10 protein-coding genes are annotated in these 17,085 nt (G+C 53.5%); 6 read left to right on the forward strand and 4 right to left on the reverse strand.

Annotated elements, in window-relative coordinates; translation table 11 throughout:
• Positions 1-14: 14 nt before the first annotated feature.
• Complete coding sequence (locus MJO57_RS00765; RefSeq protein WP_252022098.1) at positions 15-7,487, forward strand: JAB domain-containing protein; 7,473 nt, start codon at positions 15-17, stop codon at positions 7,485-7,487.
• On the opposite strand, the gene MJO57_RS00770 is transcribed toward MJO57_RS00765, so the two are convergent.
• Positions 7,394-8,104: a hypothetical protein gene (locus MJO57_RS00770; protein ID WP_252022100.1), complete on the reverse strand. Its 711-nt coding sequence runs from the start codon at positions 8,102-8,104 to the stop codon at positions 7,394-7,396. The two genes, MJO57_RS00765 and MJO57_RS00770, sit on opposite strands and share 94 nt — an antisense overlap.
• On the opposite strand from MJO57_RS00770, the gene MJO57_RS00775 reads away from it, so the two are divergent.
• The gene (locus tag MJO57_RS00775; RefSeq protein ID WP_252022102.1) at positions 8,072-11,905 is read left to right on the forward strand and encodes an LPD38 domain-containing protein; all 3,834 of its coding nucleotides are present in this window, start codon (positions 8,072-8,074) and stop codon (positions 11,903-11,905) included. The genes MJO57_RS00770 and MJO57_RS00775 overlap by 33 nt on opposite strands.
• Before the next feature lie 274 nt (positions 11,906-12,179).
• Here the strand turns inward: MJO57_RS00775 and MJO57_RS00780 are convergent, their stop codons facing one another.
• Positions 12,180-12,569, reverse strand: coding sequence for a hypothetical protein (locus MJO57_RS00780; RefSeq protein WP_252022104.1), 390 nt, complete (start codon positions 12,567-12,569; stop codon positions 12,180-12,182).
• A gap of 67 nt (positions 12,570-12,636) precedes the next feature.
• Positions 12,637-13,122 carry a hypothetical protein gene (locus MJO57_RS00785; RefSeq protein ID WP_252022106.1) on the reverse strand — a complete coding sequence of 162 codons (486 nt, stop codon included), beginning with the start codon at positions 13,120-13,122 and terminating at the stop codon, positions 12,637-12,639.
• Positions 13,123-13,452: 330 nt separating this feature from the next.
• Between MJO57_RS00785 and MJO57_RS00790 the strand changes: the two genes are divergently transcribed.
• The 4 genes from MJO57_RS00790 to MJO57_RS00805 all read left to right on the forward strand — a co-directional run bounded on the left by MJO57_RS00790 (position 13,453) and on the right by MJO57_RS00805 (position 15,273).
• Positions 13,453-14,001 (forward strand): hypothetical protein, encoded by a 549-nt coding sequence (locus MJO57_RS00790; RefSeq protein ID WP_252022108.1) that lies wholly within the window; start codon positions 13,453-13,455, stop codon positions 13,999-14,001.
• Positions 14,002-14,155: 154 nt separating this feature from the next.
• Positions 14,156-14,353 (forward strand): hypothetical protein, encoded by a 198-nt coding sequence (locus MJO57_RS00795; RefSeq protein WP_252022110.1) that lies wholly within the window; start codon positions 14,156-14,158, stop codon positions 14,351-14,353.
• 63 nt (positions 14,354-14,416) lie between these two features.
• A complete protein-coding gene (locus tag MJO57_RS00800) occupies positions 14,417-14,650 on the forward strand; it encodes a hypothetical protein (RefSeq protein WP_252022112.1) in 234 nt (77 codons plus the stop codon).
• A 431-nt stretch (positions 14,651-15,081) separates the two neighbouring features.
• On the forward strand, positions 15,082-15,273 hold the full coding sequence (locus tag MJO57_RS00805) for a hypothetical protein (protein ID WP_252022114.1): 192 nt from the start codon (positions 15,082-15,084) through the stop codon (positions 15,271-15,273).
• A 128-nt stretch (positions 15,274-15,401) separates the two neighbouring features.
• Here MJO57_RS00805 and MJO57_RS00810 read toward each other — a convergent pair whose 3' ends face one another.
• On the reverse strand, positions 15,402-16,916 hold the full coding sequence (locus tag MJO57_RS00810; RefSeq protein ID WP_252017330.1) for an IS66 family transposase: 1,515 nt from the start codon (positions 16,914-16,916) through the stop codon (positions 15,402-15,404).
• Positions 16,917-17,085: the final 169 nt, after the last annotated feature.

A 17,085-nucleotide genomic window follows, 5' to 3' on the forward strand; every position in this document is an offset into this window, starting at 1 on the left:
TCAAGGACGATTCTATGAACTGGAACGATTTCAGCTCGACCCCGATGTTTCAGCAGGGGGACGATCAGGAACAGGAACGGCTGCGGGAGCAGTATTGGCGGCATTACCTCAAGCCCCAGATACCGGAAGGTTTCCACCAGGAAGCCCGTTCCCTGTTTGATCAGCATACCCGCCGCCGTGGTAACCCGGAGAGCAGCTATGCCGGTGACCTGTGGGAAGCCCTCTGGCATGGTGGTTATGCCGGTGCGGCTGACCTGGTATCCGGTGCGAGCCGACTGGTGGGCGGCGATGGTCATAATGCCGCCAGTGACTGGCTGCGGGAGAAGTCTGAAGAACAGCTCGACAATATGTCCCCGTCCAGTGTGGAGGCGATGCAGGGGTTTGGTATCGAGCGCAAAGGCGAAGGCCGGTTCGGGCTGACCGAGGGCAGTACCGCTGCCGGTTTTGGCCTCCAGTTTGCATCGGGGCTTGGCTCTCTGGCACCGTCCATGATACCCGGTGGTGTGGCCAGTAAAGGACTCGCAGCACTGGGGGCGAAAGGTCTGCAGGCAACCGGTACAGCGGCTGGTGTGAAAGGACTGGCCGATGCCCGCAGGGTTCAGGGTTATGCCAACGCCATCGACAAGGCCAGCCATGCCATTGGCTACGGGGCAACCGGTGGCCTGATGATTGGCGGGGCCGGTGCCGAGGACGCCAAAAGCCAGATCATGGCACTGGGCTATGAGCAACTGAAAGACCTGCCGAGGTTCCAGGAGCTCTACCAGCAGACCTACGAGCAGGCGGGAGGCGGCGATACCCGCCAGCCTTTTGAGCAGGCCAAAGCCCTGCTGGCCGAGGAAGCGGCACAGGCCGCCTTTGCCCCGGCTGCCGGGGTGGGGGCGCTCTCCATGGGGCTGGCGGGTCCGGCCATGGAGAACCTGATCCTGAAGAACGCCGGCACCCGTGGCCTGAATGCGGCCAAGGGGTTCCTGACCGAAGGGGCGCAGGAGTTCGGTGAAGGGGTTGGCCAGCAGATGGCGGCCAACTACGGCCAGCAGCAGGTGGGCAGGGATGTAGGACTGACTGATGGTGCGTTGGAGCAGGGACTGTCCGGTGCCATTGTTGGAGGTCCGGTGGGTGGACTGGTGGGCGCTGCCGGTCGAACCCGCAACCCGCAAGCGGCCAGTATCCTCCAGAACCAGCTCAATGACCTGATGAGCCAGCACCAGACCCTGCAAGACCAGATGCAGGAACCCTATGCTGACCAGACCATGCTGGCGGAGCAACTGCGGCAGAACTCGCTGGCCATTGCCGGACTGGAAAGCCAGCTCCATGATCTGGGGGAAACACAGCCGCCGGAACAACCGCAGGCACAGGCAGAACCGGAGCCAGTCATTGATCCCGCTTTTGAAGGGCAGGACTTCAGCCAGTATGACCAGCCAGCGTGGCAGCGTAATGGTCCGGGTAATCCGGCAGAGGCAGCACGGTTTGGCAAACGCTTTTTAGACAGTGCTGAGCCAGTTAATAACATGGAGCAGCCGAGCCAGTGGCAGGGCCGAACTGTCGGGCAAGAGGGCCAGTCCCCCCGGAACAGCCTGATGGATACCCGCAAAGTGGGTAAGCCTGAACAGAAAGCGCAACAGCCAGCACCGCAGGGTAATCATTGGAAGAACCGGTCTGTCAGCCGACCTGAAGACCGGAAACGGCAGCAGTCTGCCGAACCCCGCCAACAGGCTCTGCCCTATCACCCACCCGCCGACTTTACCGGCAACCGCTATGGCAATGTGGCTGCCGATCCTGAAATCGCACAGCAGGATAGCCAGCAGCACCGCAGCGCCCAGAACAATAAAGCCCCCAATCAGCACCCGGGCTCACCAGAGTATACCGGCAACCCCGATCAGGATCTTGCCAGCTACACCGAACGGATGAACAGCCTGAACCGGTTGTTCCGTTCCTTTAACTGGCAGAAAGGAGACGATAGCAAGAAGCGCCGGGTACGGAAGCTGATCGAGAATCAGCGAAAACTGGAAATGCAGGCGCGTAAAAGTGGCCGAGGCGTTACTCCCCGCAATATGAAAGAAGCCTTGGCCAACCTGAAGGCTATGGTAGAAAGCGGGGATGGCATCCGCTTTGAACGTGAAGTTGAAGCCATTGAAAACAGTCAACAGCAGGAAGGCTTACGGCTGACAGTACAGGAGAAATACGGCACGCCGTCTGGCGTCAAACCTGTGATGGGGCGCAGCAATGAAAAAGTATCCACAGCCGAACGTGAACTGGATACCCAATACGTCATCTATGAAGCCAGTGATCTGATCGCCAGCCACAGCGATACCGGTAAAGTAAACCCGGATTATCCGGCAGAGCTGCAACCAAGGGATCGTTCTCGCCAGGCCAGTGAAGACCAGATCAGGGGCATTGCCAGCAAACTGAACCCGAAACTGCTGGGAGCTAATCCGCTGGCCAGTGCCGGAGCACCGATTATTGGCAGTGATCGTGTGGTAGAAAGCGGCAATGGTCGTGTGGCTGCAATCCGCAAAGCCTACCGCAACCACCGGGAGCAATCGAAAGCCTACCGGGAACACCTGAAGCAAAACGCTGAATCCTTTGGCCTGAAGCCAGAGTCTGTGGATAACTTCAAACAGCCGGTACTGGTGCGCCAGCGTCAGGGCGACCTGGACACCGACCAGCGCATTGCCTTTACAAAGGAAGCCAACGCCCGTGATACCGCATCAATGTCCCCGGCAGAAAAAGCCAAGCTGGACGCCTCACGAATCACCGAAGAAGACCTGAACCTGTTCGATACCGATGACACCGGCGACCTTCTGCATCCAAACAATGACGTATTTCTTGCCCGCTTTGCTGATCGACTGGGAGTCGAAGCTGGAGAGCTGAAAACCCGTCAGGGCGACTGGAATAAACAGATGCGCGACCGTGTGGAGTCGGCGCTGTTTATGAAAGCCTACGACGACGAACGTCTGAACAGCCTGTTTGCCGAGGACGACAAGCCAGACTTGAAGAACCTGATTAAGTCCTTAGCCATGGCAGCGCCGCACTTTGCCAAGGCCAAGGGTATAGACCAGGAACTGGGCAACTATGGCGTTATTGAATCGCTGGTGGAAGCCAGTCGCATTTTGCAGGACAGCCGCAACCGTGGCCAGTCGGTGGATGAGATTCTGGATCAGCGCTCCCTGCTGGACAGCTTCAGCCCAGAAACGGAAATGTTCGCCCGTTGGCTCGATGCCAACCTGAACAAGTCGCGGCAGGTGGGGCAGGCCCTGATCGAGCTGGCGAGGCAGATTGAGCAGTACCTGCAAAAGCAATCACAAGCCGATGGGGATATGTTCGGCACCGTAGAGGCGACACTGGACGATCTGATTCAGCAGACCAACAACCAACTGGAGATAAACTATGGCGAAAAATCCACACCGATCAAAGACCCGAAGCAGCAGAAAGCCAAACCTGTTCAAACTGCTGAAGGAAGCAACCGAAGCAGTGAACCGGAAGAACGGACCGGAAGACCAACTGAATCTGCCAGAGAAGCCAAAAGGGACGAAGTAGACGACCTGCTGGATGCGGTGGACGATGGCACGCTCGATAGCGATGAGTGGACGGACGACGACTTTGCCGGGATTGAGGAAGACAAGACTCAATACGACCCCCAGGACGGGGGAAGTGCCACCAAGCGCCAGGCACCCGAAGGGCATAGAAAGCGCGACTGGTACAACAGCCGAAATGCGCCGCACTACTCGGTGCCTGGGATCAAGAGTCTGGGCGGTGCTGAACGGGCAGCCATCAAACGGTACCTTGATAACAGAGCTGATAAACCGGAAGTTATCTCAAGACTGAAGAAACTGGCTGATACACCCTGGGCAAGGAAGACCGTCCAGTCCATGCTGATCCGCCAGACCATCGATGATCTGGTGGCTGGGCGGGAGGTGGATTACCAGTCGCTGTTGTCCCAGAAAGATAACGCCTCGATCCTCAAAGCCCTGAAAGATCATGGCGAACCCGGACTCTGGCGTTACCTGCACACAGAGGATGTCATGGGGCATGCCGGAAAACCGGAGAACAGCATCAATGGCAGCTTTGTCGATTGTATGCCCAGCCGTGACTGTGCTTCCTTCTGTTATGCGACCAAAGGCAATTACCGGTTCAGTAATCCCATCATTAAATCAGAAATTGTGAACTGGGCGGTGGAGAAAGACCCGGTCAGAACCGCCCGGATTGCGGCCAACGATTACAAAGGCACTCCGGAGTTTTACCAGAACAAAGCCCTTCGCCTGTTTGATATGGGCGATGGCTCCATGGCATGGCTGCCCTTTATCCGAACCATGAACAAGGAGGGTATCCGGCTCCAGATCTTCAGCAAGAATCCGGAGTTCCTGAAGCAGGTGCCAGAGATGAACTGGCGGGCACTGTCGGTGGACAACAGCAACTTTGCACTGGCTGCTCAGCATCCTGAGCTGCCTCTGGCAGTGGTGTTTGACGGTCAGCAGAACGGCATCGACTTTGTCCGTGCCAACCTTGACCGGATACTGGTGATTCTGCCCATTAAACACGGTCAGCGAGTCCTGGGCGATAAAGCCACCCTGCGTCGTATGCTCGGGCTGGATGCCATGAAGCGGGTATGCCCTGTCGATGGTGGCTGGAAAAAGATCAAGCATCCCACAGATCCGAAGAAGAACTTTAACTGCACTTCCTGCGACCAATACGGCGGTATGGGTTGCTTCCACGGCAATGTCACCCGCCAGGTGATGAAAGCCGCCACGGAAGCCCCCCACGATAAACATCTGCAACGGCTGAAAGAGGAAATAGAGAATGACCCTGAACGATTCGGTGGCAAAGCGAGCGCGGCAGAGCTGCTTGGAAACCTGGGCAAAATCCGATCTGCGCTACGGGCATCTGCTGACACCCGAACAGAAGCAACAGATGCAGGCGGCCAGGGACAGGAAGCTGAAGGCACAATCGGCGTTCGACAAATTGATGAGGGAACCGGACGCTACCGAGTCGGAGTAGGCGAAGAAGGAGAAATAGGCGAGCGAAAACGTCGGCCCAACAAGACCGACCTGAAAGATTCCGGTCAGAAAGACCTGTTCGCCTCCCCAGACCTCTCCGTTGACGAACGGAAACAGCAGATCATCGAGAACCAGCATGTTCTGGTTAAGCACGTTGAAACGGGAACCATCAGAGCCGGCACCGACATCATTCACACCTACGACGACCTTGCCCACTTTATTGCCCCGATCCGCAAGCTGGCACAGGAGGAAATGATCGCCATTGTGCTTGATGGCAATGATAAGGTGGTCAATATCATCAAACACAGCAAGGGGCAGAAAGCCTCTGCTTCCGTATCCCCATGGACACTGGCCGGTGCTGTGGTTGCTACGCCCGATGCCAAAAGCGTCTGGTTTGCCCATAACCATCCCTCTGGTGATCCTGAGCCCAGTATGTCGGATGTGCATATTACCCACAGCCTGAATGAAGTGCTGGACGGCAGTGGCGTGGTGAATATGGGGCATGCCGTGGTGGGGACCACTGGCCATGCGAAAATCATGGATGCAGAAGGCACAGTGCTGATGGGAACCGTGGCTCCCAAACGCATGGCTCGTGATAAGGCCTTTCCCATTACCGAACGGCGGCTGCGCTATAACCGGCCGCACATCAATTTCAGCTCACCAGAAGCGGTTCGCCCTTTTCTGGACACCATCAGCCCTAATGCCGTGGTGCTGCTGGATAGCAAATACAATGTTACTGGCGTCCTGCCGTTGTCGGACAGCGATCTGAAAACCCTTCGGCACCCCACGAAAAATCCCGCAGCTGCCAGGGTTATGACGGCACTGGACAGCACCAATAGTTCGTCGGTCATCCTGAAAAGCAATGGCTCACCACTGGCCATGAAAGGCACCCGGAACCTGATCAACTTTTTCAATCGGGCCGACCGTATTCAGGTGCTGGATCACTTTACCGGCAGGGACAGCAGCTACCAGTCTGCCGCCGAAAGAGGAACCCCCGACCTGAACGAACGGGGTTCCTTCTACGCCCTGCGAAAAGACAGTAACGCCCGTGGTATCCAGTCCGGTCCGCTGCGTCTGAAGCTGAAGCCGCTGGAGCAGAAACTGGGGCAGTCCATCCACGTCCTGCAATCGGAAACCGAACTGCCCTCCAGCCTCTACCAGAAGGTGATCAGCGACAAGGCTCAGGGACGGGTGCGGGGTATGTTCGACCCGGAGACCGGCGAGACGTACCTGATCGCTGCCAATCTGGATACCACTGGGGAAGCGGTGCGCACTGTCCTCCATGAACTGGTGGGCCATAAAGGCGTCCGTGGCCTGCTGGGCAAGCGGCTCGATACCGTGCTGGATGAAATCCATCGGGATATGAACGACCGGCTGAAGCAGGCACTGGGCAAGCGGTACGCCCGGCAGACCGAAGGCAAGAGCGAGGCGGAAGCCAATCGGATCATTGCTGAGGAATACCTGGCGCACCTGGCGGAGAAAGACCCGAAGAACGGCCTGCTGACCAAAGTGGTCAGCATGATCCGCAATGCTTTGCGCCGGTTGTTCCCCAACATCAAATGGACGGATGCCGATACGGTGGAATTGCTGAGTGCTGCCCGTGGCAGGCTGAAACGTGATGGACAGAGGGCGACCCCCATGGATGGGGGAAGTCCCATCAAGCGCCGGGAGCGCGACTGGGGCAACCGCTACAGCGATTCAGGCATAGCCCCGACCTTCTACTCTGCTGTGGAGCGCAGTGCCGCTGCCGTGAAGTCGGACAAGCTGCCTGCCCAGAGCTGGCTCAATGCCATCAAGAAAGGCAACTTTGTGCAGGATGAGGAAATCCAGTGGCTCGGTCTTGACCTGTGGCTCGCTGACAAAAAGGGCGAGAAGCTGAGCAGGGCCGAGGTGCTGGAGTTTATCCGCCAGAATGAAGTGCGGATCGACGAAGACCTCAGTGTTGATGCGTTCGATGAACAGGAGCTGGAAGAGCGGGTCTATGAAAAGCAGCAGCACTTTATCAGCGAACGAATTGGCGATTACGAGCACGGCTATTCGCTGGATGAGCTGTCCCACCTGCTGGATGATGCGCGGGAGGTACTTCGGGAGGATGAGTACGACTTCCACTATCAGGAACTGAAACAGCGGTTTGAACAGGGCGAGCTGGATGACCATGAAGTGGACGCCCTGGTGGATGACGATGGCAATCTGGATGAATCTGCCCTGCACGAAGAAGCGCAATGGCAAGCCAATAACAGCGTCGACACTATGGACGACAAGGCGCTGGTACGGGATCACATCAGTTATTCCGATAAGGAAGATGCCGCGCAGGAGGCCTGGGAGAATGACTACGAGTCGGATGTGCGAAGTGACCTGGAAGCGGAGCTGCGGGATGAGTCCGACGTTCAGTACCGCAATTATGCCATGCAGGGCGGAGAGGAGTATTCTGAGCTGATATTGGTGCTGGCAACAGCCACGTATTCCCCGCAGATCCGAATCACAAGAACCTGAGCCCCATTACCGAAGAAGAAGCCAAGGCACTGGCGCAGGGCATGATGCCCGCCGGTATGAAGGTGGACGATGTGGGCTGGAGTCAGGCGTTCCGGGATTACACCCTCTACCGTCACAATGGTGATGACAAGACCATGATCACCACCGGCCATGCCACCGAAGCCTCCGCCATCGCCGCTGCCGTCAGCGAGCATCAATCCTTTGCCCGATGGCGACAGGATGACTATGACGAAAGCCACTAGGGCACTACGGAAAACGTACTGGCTCATGTTCGTTTCCAAACCTTTGATGAAAACGTCCATGGTCGTAATGAACGGATTCTGTTTATTGATGAGGTACAGAGTGACTGGCATCAGGCTGGCCGGGAAAGTGGTTACCGCACACCGGAATCGGTACGCACGCAAGAGCAGCGCAATGACCGGATAAACGCAGTCGATGACAGGATTCGGGCTGTCGTAAAACAGCGGGATGAGTTCGCCAAGCAGCATGCTGAAACCGGTGCCCGGCGTGATGACCTTACCCGTCAACTCAAACAGGCAGAGGAAAACCAGGATCAAACGCAGGTTGATCAGCTGAATAACGAATTGACCACGGTTGCAGAGGATGTAGAGAACCATTTCCAGCAGTGGGTGGATGCCGAAGCCCAGCTGAAAACACTGCGAGATGAACGACAATCACTGTTTGATACTGACAAGCACCGGTTCTACCGTCAGGTACCTAATGCGCCCCTGAAAGAGAGCTGGCCCAACCTGGTGATGAAACGGATGATTCGCCACGCGGCCGAAAACGGCTTTGACCGGATCGCCTGGAGCAGTGCGGCACAGCAGGTGGAACGGTATCCGAGTCTCGGGCAGGTGGTAGAGCAGATGAAGGTATCCCCCCAGTTTACCCACGAAGGCAGACTGACTCATGTCTCCTTAACGATCAAAAACCGGAACGGCAGCAACCGCAGAGAGCACATTGCGGAGGAGCGGCTGGACGCTTACGTGGGTCAGCGTCTAGGGGCAAAAATACGGGAGGACAGCCACTCCGTTTATGAATCCCTGAAAGAGGAGCGCAGCCAATGGTCCACTGAGCAGGATAACGACGATCAACAGAACCGCTGGTTTATCCGCGATACTAACGGTGAGGCATTGCATTCATCGGATGGCTCTCTGCTCTATTACGACTCACGGGATAAGGCTGATCAGGATCTTGACCGGATGGTCTTCGCCGAGCACAGCTCCGACTTTACTCTGGAGAACTTGGATGAGGTCATCGGTGATAGCGGCGCCAGGGGCATGAAAGAGTTCTACGACAAGCGCCTGGCCAACTACATGAAGAAGTACACCAAAAAGTGGGGAGCCAAACTGGAGCCCGTTGAGATTAACTTCAATGGCTCTCAATACCCTTACGACACCAAACCCGATACGGTGTGGTCGGTGACCGTTACCGACAAGATGAAAGAGTCTGTTCTGAAGGATGGCCAGCCCCTCTTTGCACTGAAAAAGGATGCCTTGAAGAACAAAAAACAGGGTAAGTCTCAGGATAAGAAACTCAAGCCAGATGATGCTCCCCGCTACGCTCTGAAAGACCTCCCCGACGATGTGCAGTCCGTGATCAACGACATCCACGGCGGCATTACCCCAAAGCTATGGCACGACCGGTTGCGGGAGTGGTGGGAGGGCAAACCGCTGAAAGAGCATATCAAGCGGGGATTGCTTCATATCAATCAGGGCGTATTCACCGATGCCGCCATTATCGAACAGCAGGAGAAGCTGCTGAACGATGGCAAGCTGATGGATGCAACGGTGTCTGCCAGCAAAGCGGTTTACCTGGCCCGCAATCTGGACAACGTGACCGATGCCACCTTTCATAAAGGCACCCCGATGCTGAAAGAGGGCAGCATTGTCATCAAGCCGGGCAGCAAAGGATTGTTTGAACTGCTGAAGCCAGTCACCGAGCGTGATGAGCTGGCCATCTGGGAGGTTTACGAAGGCAGCCACCGTGCGCAGCGAATTATGGAGGAAGACAAGGCGGCCAGGGTCAAAGGCAATCAGTTGCTGGCTCAGGGGCAGGCCATGAAAGATATGCTGGATGCCACGGCGCCGGATGAGTATCAGGGCGGTCGCTCGGCTTGGAATCGTGACCGCAGGCAGATGGAAAAAGACCTGAAGCTGGGCAAGGCACTGAGTCAGCAGAATAGGGAGAACCTGTACGATCAGCAACGGATCGACACCATTCAGAACTGGGTGCATACCCAGCCGGAACTGGCCAAGCGGTTCAAGCAGGTGATGGACGATTACCAGCAGCACAACCGTGACCTGCTGGACTTTATGGAAGACGCCGGCACCCTCGACCGGGAGCAGCGCAAGCTGTTTGATACCGGCGACTACATCCCGTTCAACCGGATACACGACCTGGAATACCAGGAAGAAAACCAGCGATTCCTACGGCCGAAAAAAGGACTCGGCGGACAAACCTCCGGTATTCAACGGTTAAAAGGTGGGGTGGAAAAGATCGCGCCACTGGAAGCGATGGTGCGCAATACCCGTTCCATGCTCGATGCGGCCCTGAAGAATATCGCCCAGCAACGGGTCATCGATAACGCCCTGCAACTGGGAGCCGTGGAGAAAATTGAGAGTGCAATTACCTTTACCGACGACGATGTAAAGGCAGCTCTTCAGGGGATCGACGTCAGTACCGACCTCACACCAGCGCAATTAAGAGGCTGGAAGTCGCTGATGGCGAAGTACGAAACCCTGAAAGGCACCACCAGTGTCTCACGGGGTGGCAAGCTGGAAACCTACGCGGTGGATGATCCATTGCTGCTGGCCTCCATTCATGACATCGGGCCGGAGCTGCACAGCGGCTTTATGAAACTGGTGGGCATTCCCAGCCAAATAGTCCGGCGCGGTGTCACGGCGATGCCTGCTTACTGGTTCCGCAACCTGATCCGGGATACGCTCTCGACGGCAGTGCATATTGCCCCGGAGGTCAACGGCAAGGTCGTAGGCATGAACCCGCTGGCCGGTGCCATCCGTGGTTTCAGAAAATCCCTGGATGAGGATGACTCCCTGTGGGCGATGAAAATGGCCGGAGGCAGCAGTAGCAGTGGTCACTACCGGAGCAACTACAACAACATCCGTAAGAAGCTCTCCCCAACGGCACAGAAGCGCATTCTGAGCACGCCCGGCAAACTGATCGACTTCTGGGACAGCATTGGCGCCCGGTTCGAGGACTCCAACCGGCTCCACGTTTTTGAACGAGTAAAGGAGGAAGGCGGGTCTACGGCGGAAGCCGCCTATCAATCCCTGGATGTCATGAACTTTACCCGAAAGGGGCAGTGGGGCATTGTTCGTTTTCTGACCCAATCCATCCAGTTCACCAACAGTTTGCTTCAGGGGGTTAACCGGATGTGGCGGGGCGTGAAGCCCGGTGATGAACTGCACTGGAGCGCCTTTTCTGGTGAGGTGCTGACGCGGGGGCTGATGTACGGCTTTGCCTCCTGGCTGCTGGTGCGACTGTTTGAAGACGATGATCGCTACAAGGAACTCAGCACCGACGAAAAGGTGGCCTACCACCACTTCTGGATCGGTGACGGAGAAGACGGCCACTTCCGAATCCCCAAACCGTTCGAGGTAGGGCATATCTTTGCCACCATCCCGGAGTTCCTGTGGCAGGGCATGATGGGCCATGAGGATGCCAAGTGGACAAAGGATGCCATGCTGACTCTGGGAATGGCGATGTTCAATCTGGAATCCACACCTATACCGCAGTTCATCAAACCGATCTGGGAAGTGGGTGAGAACCGCGACCGTTTCCGTAACCGGGATATTGTGCCCATGAGCTTGCAGCACCTGAAGCCGGAAGCCCAGTACGATCCGTACACCAGTGAGACGCTAAAGGAACTGGTGCAGTACCTTCCCGAAGGCGCACCGGAGTGGATGCGCTCCCCGAAAAAACTGAAGCACCTGCTGAAAGGCTATTTCAATGCCTTTGCCACAGGAACGCTGGCGGTGACCGATGAGGTTACCCGACACCTGACCGGAGACGGGGAAAAGCCCGCATGGAACAAACAGGACTACCCAGTGGTCGGTTCCTTCTTTGGTGATCGCATCAAAGGCAGCACCCGTTACACCAACGAGCTGTATGAGATGAACAAGGAGGTGAATGCCATTGCATCGTCCATCAAGCACTATCAGGAAACCGGGGAAGCCCAGAGGGCGAAGGAGATGGAACAGTCGGCCAGTGTCAAACTGAAAAACAAGGCCGGGCTCAATAAGGCCAGCCGGGAGATCAGCAAGCTGCGCAGGGAAGTCCGCAAAGTGATGGAAGACCGAAACATGGATCGAGACACCAAGCGGGAACGGCTCGACCGGCTGAACCAGAAGATCAACCAGGTCGCCACTAATGCAGTGAAGCGCTATCAGAAATAAAAAGCAGCATCCGTTTCGATGGAGACCATCCAAATATAAGGTCTACGGCGCACGTTTTTACATATCAGTACCAATGTACCGATTTCAGGCAAGACAAAATTCTCTACATAAATCCGCAGAGAGTTTTTGTTCTGGGAAAGAAAAAAAACAGACAACTATCTGGGGGACAGGAATCAGCAAAAATTTTGAGACTGACTGAATTATCAGGATGTGGTGTCTGAGGCTTAATCCGTATTTAACGAAGACGTCATGCAGATCCAGTTCTTTTTAGAATTCAGTTCGGTGCAATAATAACCGGCTCATTTCCAGGGAATTCCTGCTGGTTAATGTGATTTAAAAGTGACTCATTCATCTTACTCCCAAGACAGAACTGATTTTTTCTGGGGAAAACAGTGAAGAGTGGTGATGAATCCCCCTCACAACTGATGGCGATAAAGTCAATGCCTGGAGCATTAAAGCAACGCGCATCAGGATCAGAGTCGGCTTCATCAATTTGCGGGATTTCCCTGACGCAGGGTTCCACTTTGAGAGTGATTGAAAAAGAACCGCTGGAGGTTGAACCAAGTGCTCCCTGTTTAGTGACGGCCAATGCATCAGACGCAGCGGAAGTGGTAATACCAACAAAAAAAGCAAGCGCTAACAAAGTATTTATTTTTTTGTACATAGTCGCTTATCCTTAAACGGTTTTACTTACTCGGAAATTAATCAGGTTGTCTGGAATTGCTTCTTGATCATGATTCAAGCTCTTCCACATATTTTTTATAGGCAAATATCCGTCTCAGACGTGGGCTTTTGGTGAGTCGTTTAAACCAGAAGTCGACCCACTGCTCTGGTGATTCATTGTCAGTAATACTTCCTTCCCATACCGGCAAGTAGTCCACCACTCTGGGCTGGTCTTTGTCATCGAGCACGGTAAACAGAATGCTGGCATCGGCCACCCGGCCTTCGTCGGTCACTCTTCGCTTCATGTAAAAGACCATGTCGAGGGTAACTTGCCATAGGTGCTGACTGTTATTCATCATGAGGTTAAAGCGGGCGGTATCGAAGGGGATGTGATCATTGGCTTTGAAGAAACATTGTGGCTCGAGCCAGGCAGGATATTTTCGAACGCACAGTCCGTGGATGGTATCGGGCCGGTGCTCAAACCACGATTTCAGCTGTAAGGACTGAGTCTGTAGCTGCTCAATTGCGGAAGTCGCAGTAATCGCCGGAACCATAAAGACCCCTCTGTCTGTTTTTTTGTTGTTATGCACTGTCTTTTTTCAGCGAATACGCTAGCAACGGAGCATTCAAAACCCCTAGATGGTCATACACTAACGTTCAGAATTCTATTTTTCCGCAGAGTGTAAGCAAGCCTTTTCTGGCCTGAGCACTGAGAATATTGATTTTTGTCAATAGGGTGGCAAATACCTATTGGGTTAGTTGATCTTCCTCATGCTCATGGGTTAATTGTATTGACTGTACGCAATATTTAATACTCATTTTTTTGCGGAGTTTTGGACGAAAAAGCTGCCTGAGCAGCAGTCTCATGATGAGAGCGTTGTCGTATGAAAAAGTCTGATAGTGTTATCAGCCCAATGAAGAGCGTACCTGACTGGTATCTCCGATTCAAAATTCCCCAGGCCATTGGCAAGCGGGCAAGGTATCTGGTTATTTACCGCCGCTGGTTGGATCGTGCTGATCCTCATCACCATCTTTATCCCGTTACCACGAAAGACGGACAACGATTTATCCGACTCTGTGTGACCTGCAAACCGCTGAACATCAATATTCAGGATCAGTTTGTCTGCAGCGCCTGGCAAACAGAGGATCAGGCCTATGCACGGGCGATGGCTCACCGACAAACCCTGCCGGATGAGCTGTTCTGTATGAGAAAACGCTCCGAGCCCGAGGTGCCGGGTGTTTATTGCTATCCGATGCTTGGCTACAAGGGCGATGTTTCTACCGGCGTCAAGCGGCTGTACTGTTGTTTCTCATTTGCCCGCTATACACCGTCTGAAGCTTACGACCGTGCGGTGAAAAGTGTGTTTGATGCGAAAGGCATTGACTACCCAAAGTCACTGTTCAAATCGCTGGAGGCCCAGTGTCATGGATGATTCGGCGGCATTTTTTCAAGCGTTGGTTGAGCAGGTCGAGCTACCGACCTGGCTGGCAAACCGGTTCGGCACATAGAATGACCTGTTTACCTGTATTTTTGAGGCATCAGCGCAGGATCGGTATGACCTGTATGCATACTGGCCGCTCGAAGTGATGGCCATTCTCAAGTGGGAAGCAACGCTTGAGCAGCGTGATCGGGTGGGAGCCGAACTGTTTGGCTTTCTTTACTGCCTGGATGATGAGCATGCTCCTGCAACCAGTCGGGAAGTGCAGTTACTTCAGGCGATCGAGCAGTGGAACCGGATTGATGACACGAGGGGTGCCCGTTCAGCGTGTGGCAGGCCTATCTGAAGACGTGGGCAGAGATGACGCATCAGATGTATTCAATTGCCCGGATAAAGGGGGGAATAGCCAATGAAGAAAACTAAAACCACCACACTGGAAGCGGACAGGGATCATTATGAACCGATGGACAGTAACCTTTTCGGGTATTTGTCGATTCTGGATGACCCGGATTTGTCGTACTCGACCCGACAGGCACGAATCCGGAGTGGTGTTCATCAGTGGAATCGTCATATGTCGGAACGGAGGGATCCTGCACAGACCTGTCTGAACTACTACCAACACAAAAAACGGCGTCTTACCTGAGCCTGACTGGATAGCATGCTGTCAATTGTTGATCGGTTCCATGGTGTGATGATCAGGATGGATTTCGAATAAGGCTCTTATTGGATTACAGACTGTTCCCAGATTGAACCTGGCTGAAGCACTTATCATTAAAGGCTCTCAGAGCTTTGCTCGGCAATTTGCCCTCAAGCCTTACATTGCGTGGTCCACATCCAATTTTCACTGCAGAGCAGTTCGGAAATCAAATAGAGCCTCGAATAATTGACAGGCAGGCGGACCAGTGGAGGATTGACCGGACAGAATGCGAGTTGGTCAGTAAGACCTCCTGTCCCTGAAAACGTTGATTACAATGATGAGTAGGGATCGATTTGCTGTATTAGATGAGATAGCTGTACGTTCTAATTAAATTCGATGATCAGGAACTGGCTTTCATAAGGTAATACAGGTGTATCATGATTGATCTTGATATTGAAACTCCCTCCAAAAAACAGCAGTGCAAACAACTGATGCTGGACATTTTCGGACCAAAATGCGCCGCAAGGGTAGATGAGATGACCGAGGCAGAGTGCGTGGATAAGTGCAAGGAGAAGGTTCGGTCGTTACTAGGTGATCATGCCATCAGGCGGTTTGAATGCCTCAGTTAAGCAGGCTGGAGCGATTGTTTTTCCTGATTACCACTGATCGTACGTCATGACACAGGGAAAGATAATTTAAGAATATACGTGCAGCTTTTCATTCTTTATGTCTATAACCCGGTAAAGAAATAATGTAACTATTCAGCACTGAGCAAAGGCATATTACAGTAATTCCGAACAGCTCTATGAAGTGATTGATATATGTCCATTCCCTGTTTTCTGGCAGACGACAAATAGCTGCGAATCCGTGCAAACATAGAACCACCGTCTGCACTCCTGAAGCAGCCTGAGATTTTCTGCTTTAACTTGGCCATTCGAACATCCCGCTCACTGCCATTGTTATCGAAGGGAATGGTAAAATCTGACATGAAGCGCAGTGTCTCAGCCTTGAACTCAGTGAGTCGTTTGAAGAGATTGTAAGCTTTAGTATTCTTGACTTTCTTGCGCTTAAGCTCCTCTCGTTGCTTCTCCATATAGACGACTTCTTTCATTAGAGCCCGCTGAAGCAACCGGTCATAAATCTTCTCGATTCGTTCACAGACAACACTTGGCATCTGTAGCATACCTATGGTCTTAAAGCCCTTGCAGTAATGCCAGGAAAGCCTCAGTAGCTTCATCAATCGCAACGCCAGTTGATTGCTGTCCCTATCAACAACACCCAAAAGCTCCCTCAGGTGATGGGCATTGCAAAGTACGTGAGTTGCCGCATATGCAAAATAGGATTTCCAATGATCATGAACCAGAACGCCTGCAAATGTTAGCAGTATGCCCATCGTGTCCATGGCCTCACGACCTCGCTTTTCAGACAAGTAGTAGAGCGTCCATTGTTCATCCCGCATAACGTGTAGCCAGTGCAAAGAGCCCTCGGCCCGCATACCCGTTTCATCGGCTCCGGCAACAGACGATTCCCGCAAGGCGTCACGAATAACCTCTTCAGTAGAAGCCAGATTTTCATAGGTTCTGGCCACAAAATTGGCGACAGTGCCTGCACTTACACTCATTTTATAGAGAGTATTAAAATACTCTGACACGCGCTTAAAAGGCAGGAAATGGTATTGGTTAAGATAGACGGCCATAGCCTGTGTGGCTGAGCCATATTGTGCGGCAGCGGTAACACCTTCCGGGAATTCAGCCTGATTCCGACAACCACAAGTGCAGATTTTTACTTCAGCTCTATGGGCCGTTACTTCAAATTCACCCGGTCTCCCTGGTTCAAACACCTGTCGTTCAATATATTTGACCGGCTCACTATCAAGAAGAGACGCCTGACATTTATTGCATTCTTTAACCGGAAGGTACTCAATATAGTCAGGGATATCGACCTGTTTAAGACAAGTGCCCTGATGCCCTTTCTTTCCACCGGCTTTATTACCAGAAGACTGTCTCAGACTTTTAGGATTGGGTTTTTCATCCGATGGATCGGTACCTTTATCTGCGGAAAGGTCGTCAGAATGATCTGGAGAATTACTGTTTTTACAAGGTTTTTGATAACCATCAGACGATGGCGGCTTGCTGCTGTTTTGACTGTTCTTGCCAACCTTTTCTTCCAATTCTCGACATCGCTCTTCCAGACAGGCAACTCTCATCCGCAGCTCTGCATTCTCTTTCAAGAGAATCTCAGCCGACATAGTTGCGGGTAGTTCTGGAATCATGCTGGCGAATATTGTGGAAAAATGGTGCTTAAGAGGATGTATAAAAATCAGAAAATTCCAGATTTATGTGGGGGTGCTGAACAGTTACGAAATAATAGAACCTCTCCAGTATTACCGGTGGAGCAGGCATCATGACGGCTTGTTCTCCAGATTATCAACTAAATTCGGT

This window comes from Endozoicomonas sp. SCSIO W0465 (assembly GCF_023716865.1).
Taxonomy (GTDB): domain Bacteria; phylum Pseudomonadota; class Gammaproteobacteria; order Pseudomonadales; family Endozoicomonadaceae; genus Endozoicomonas.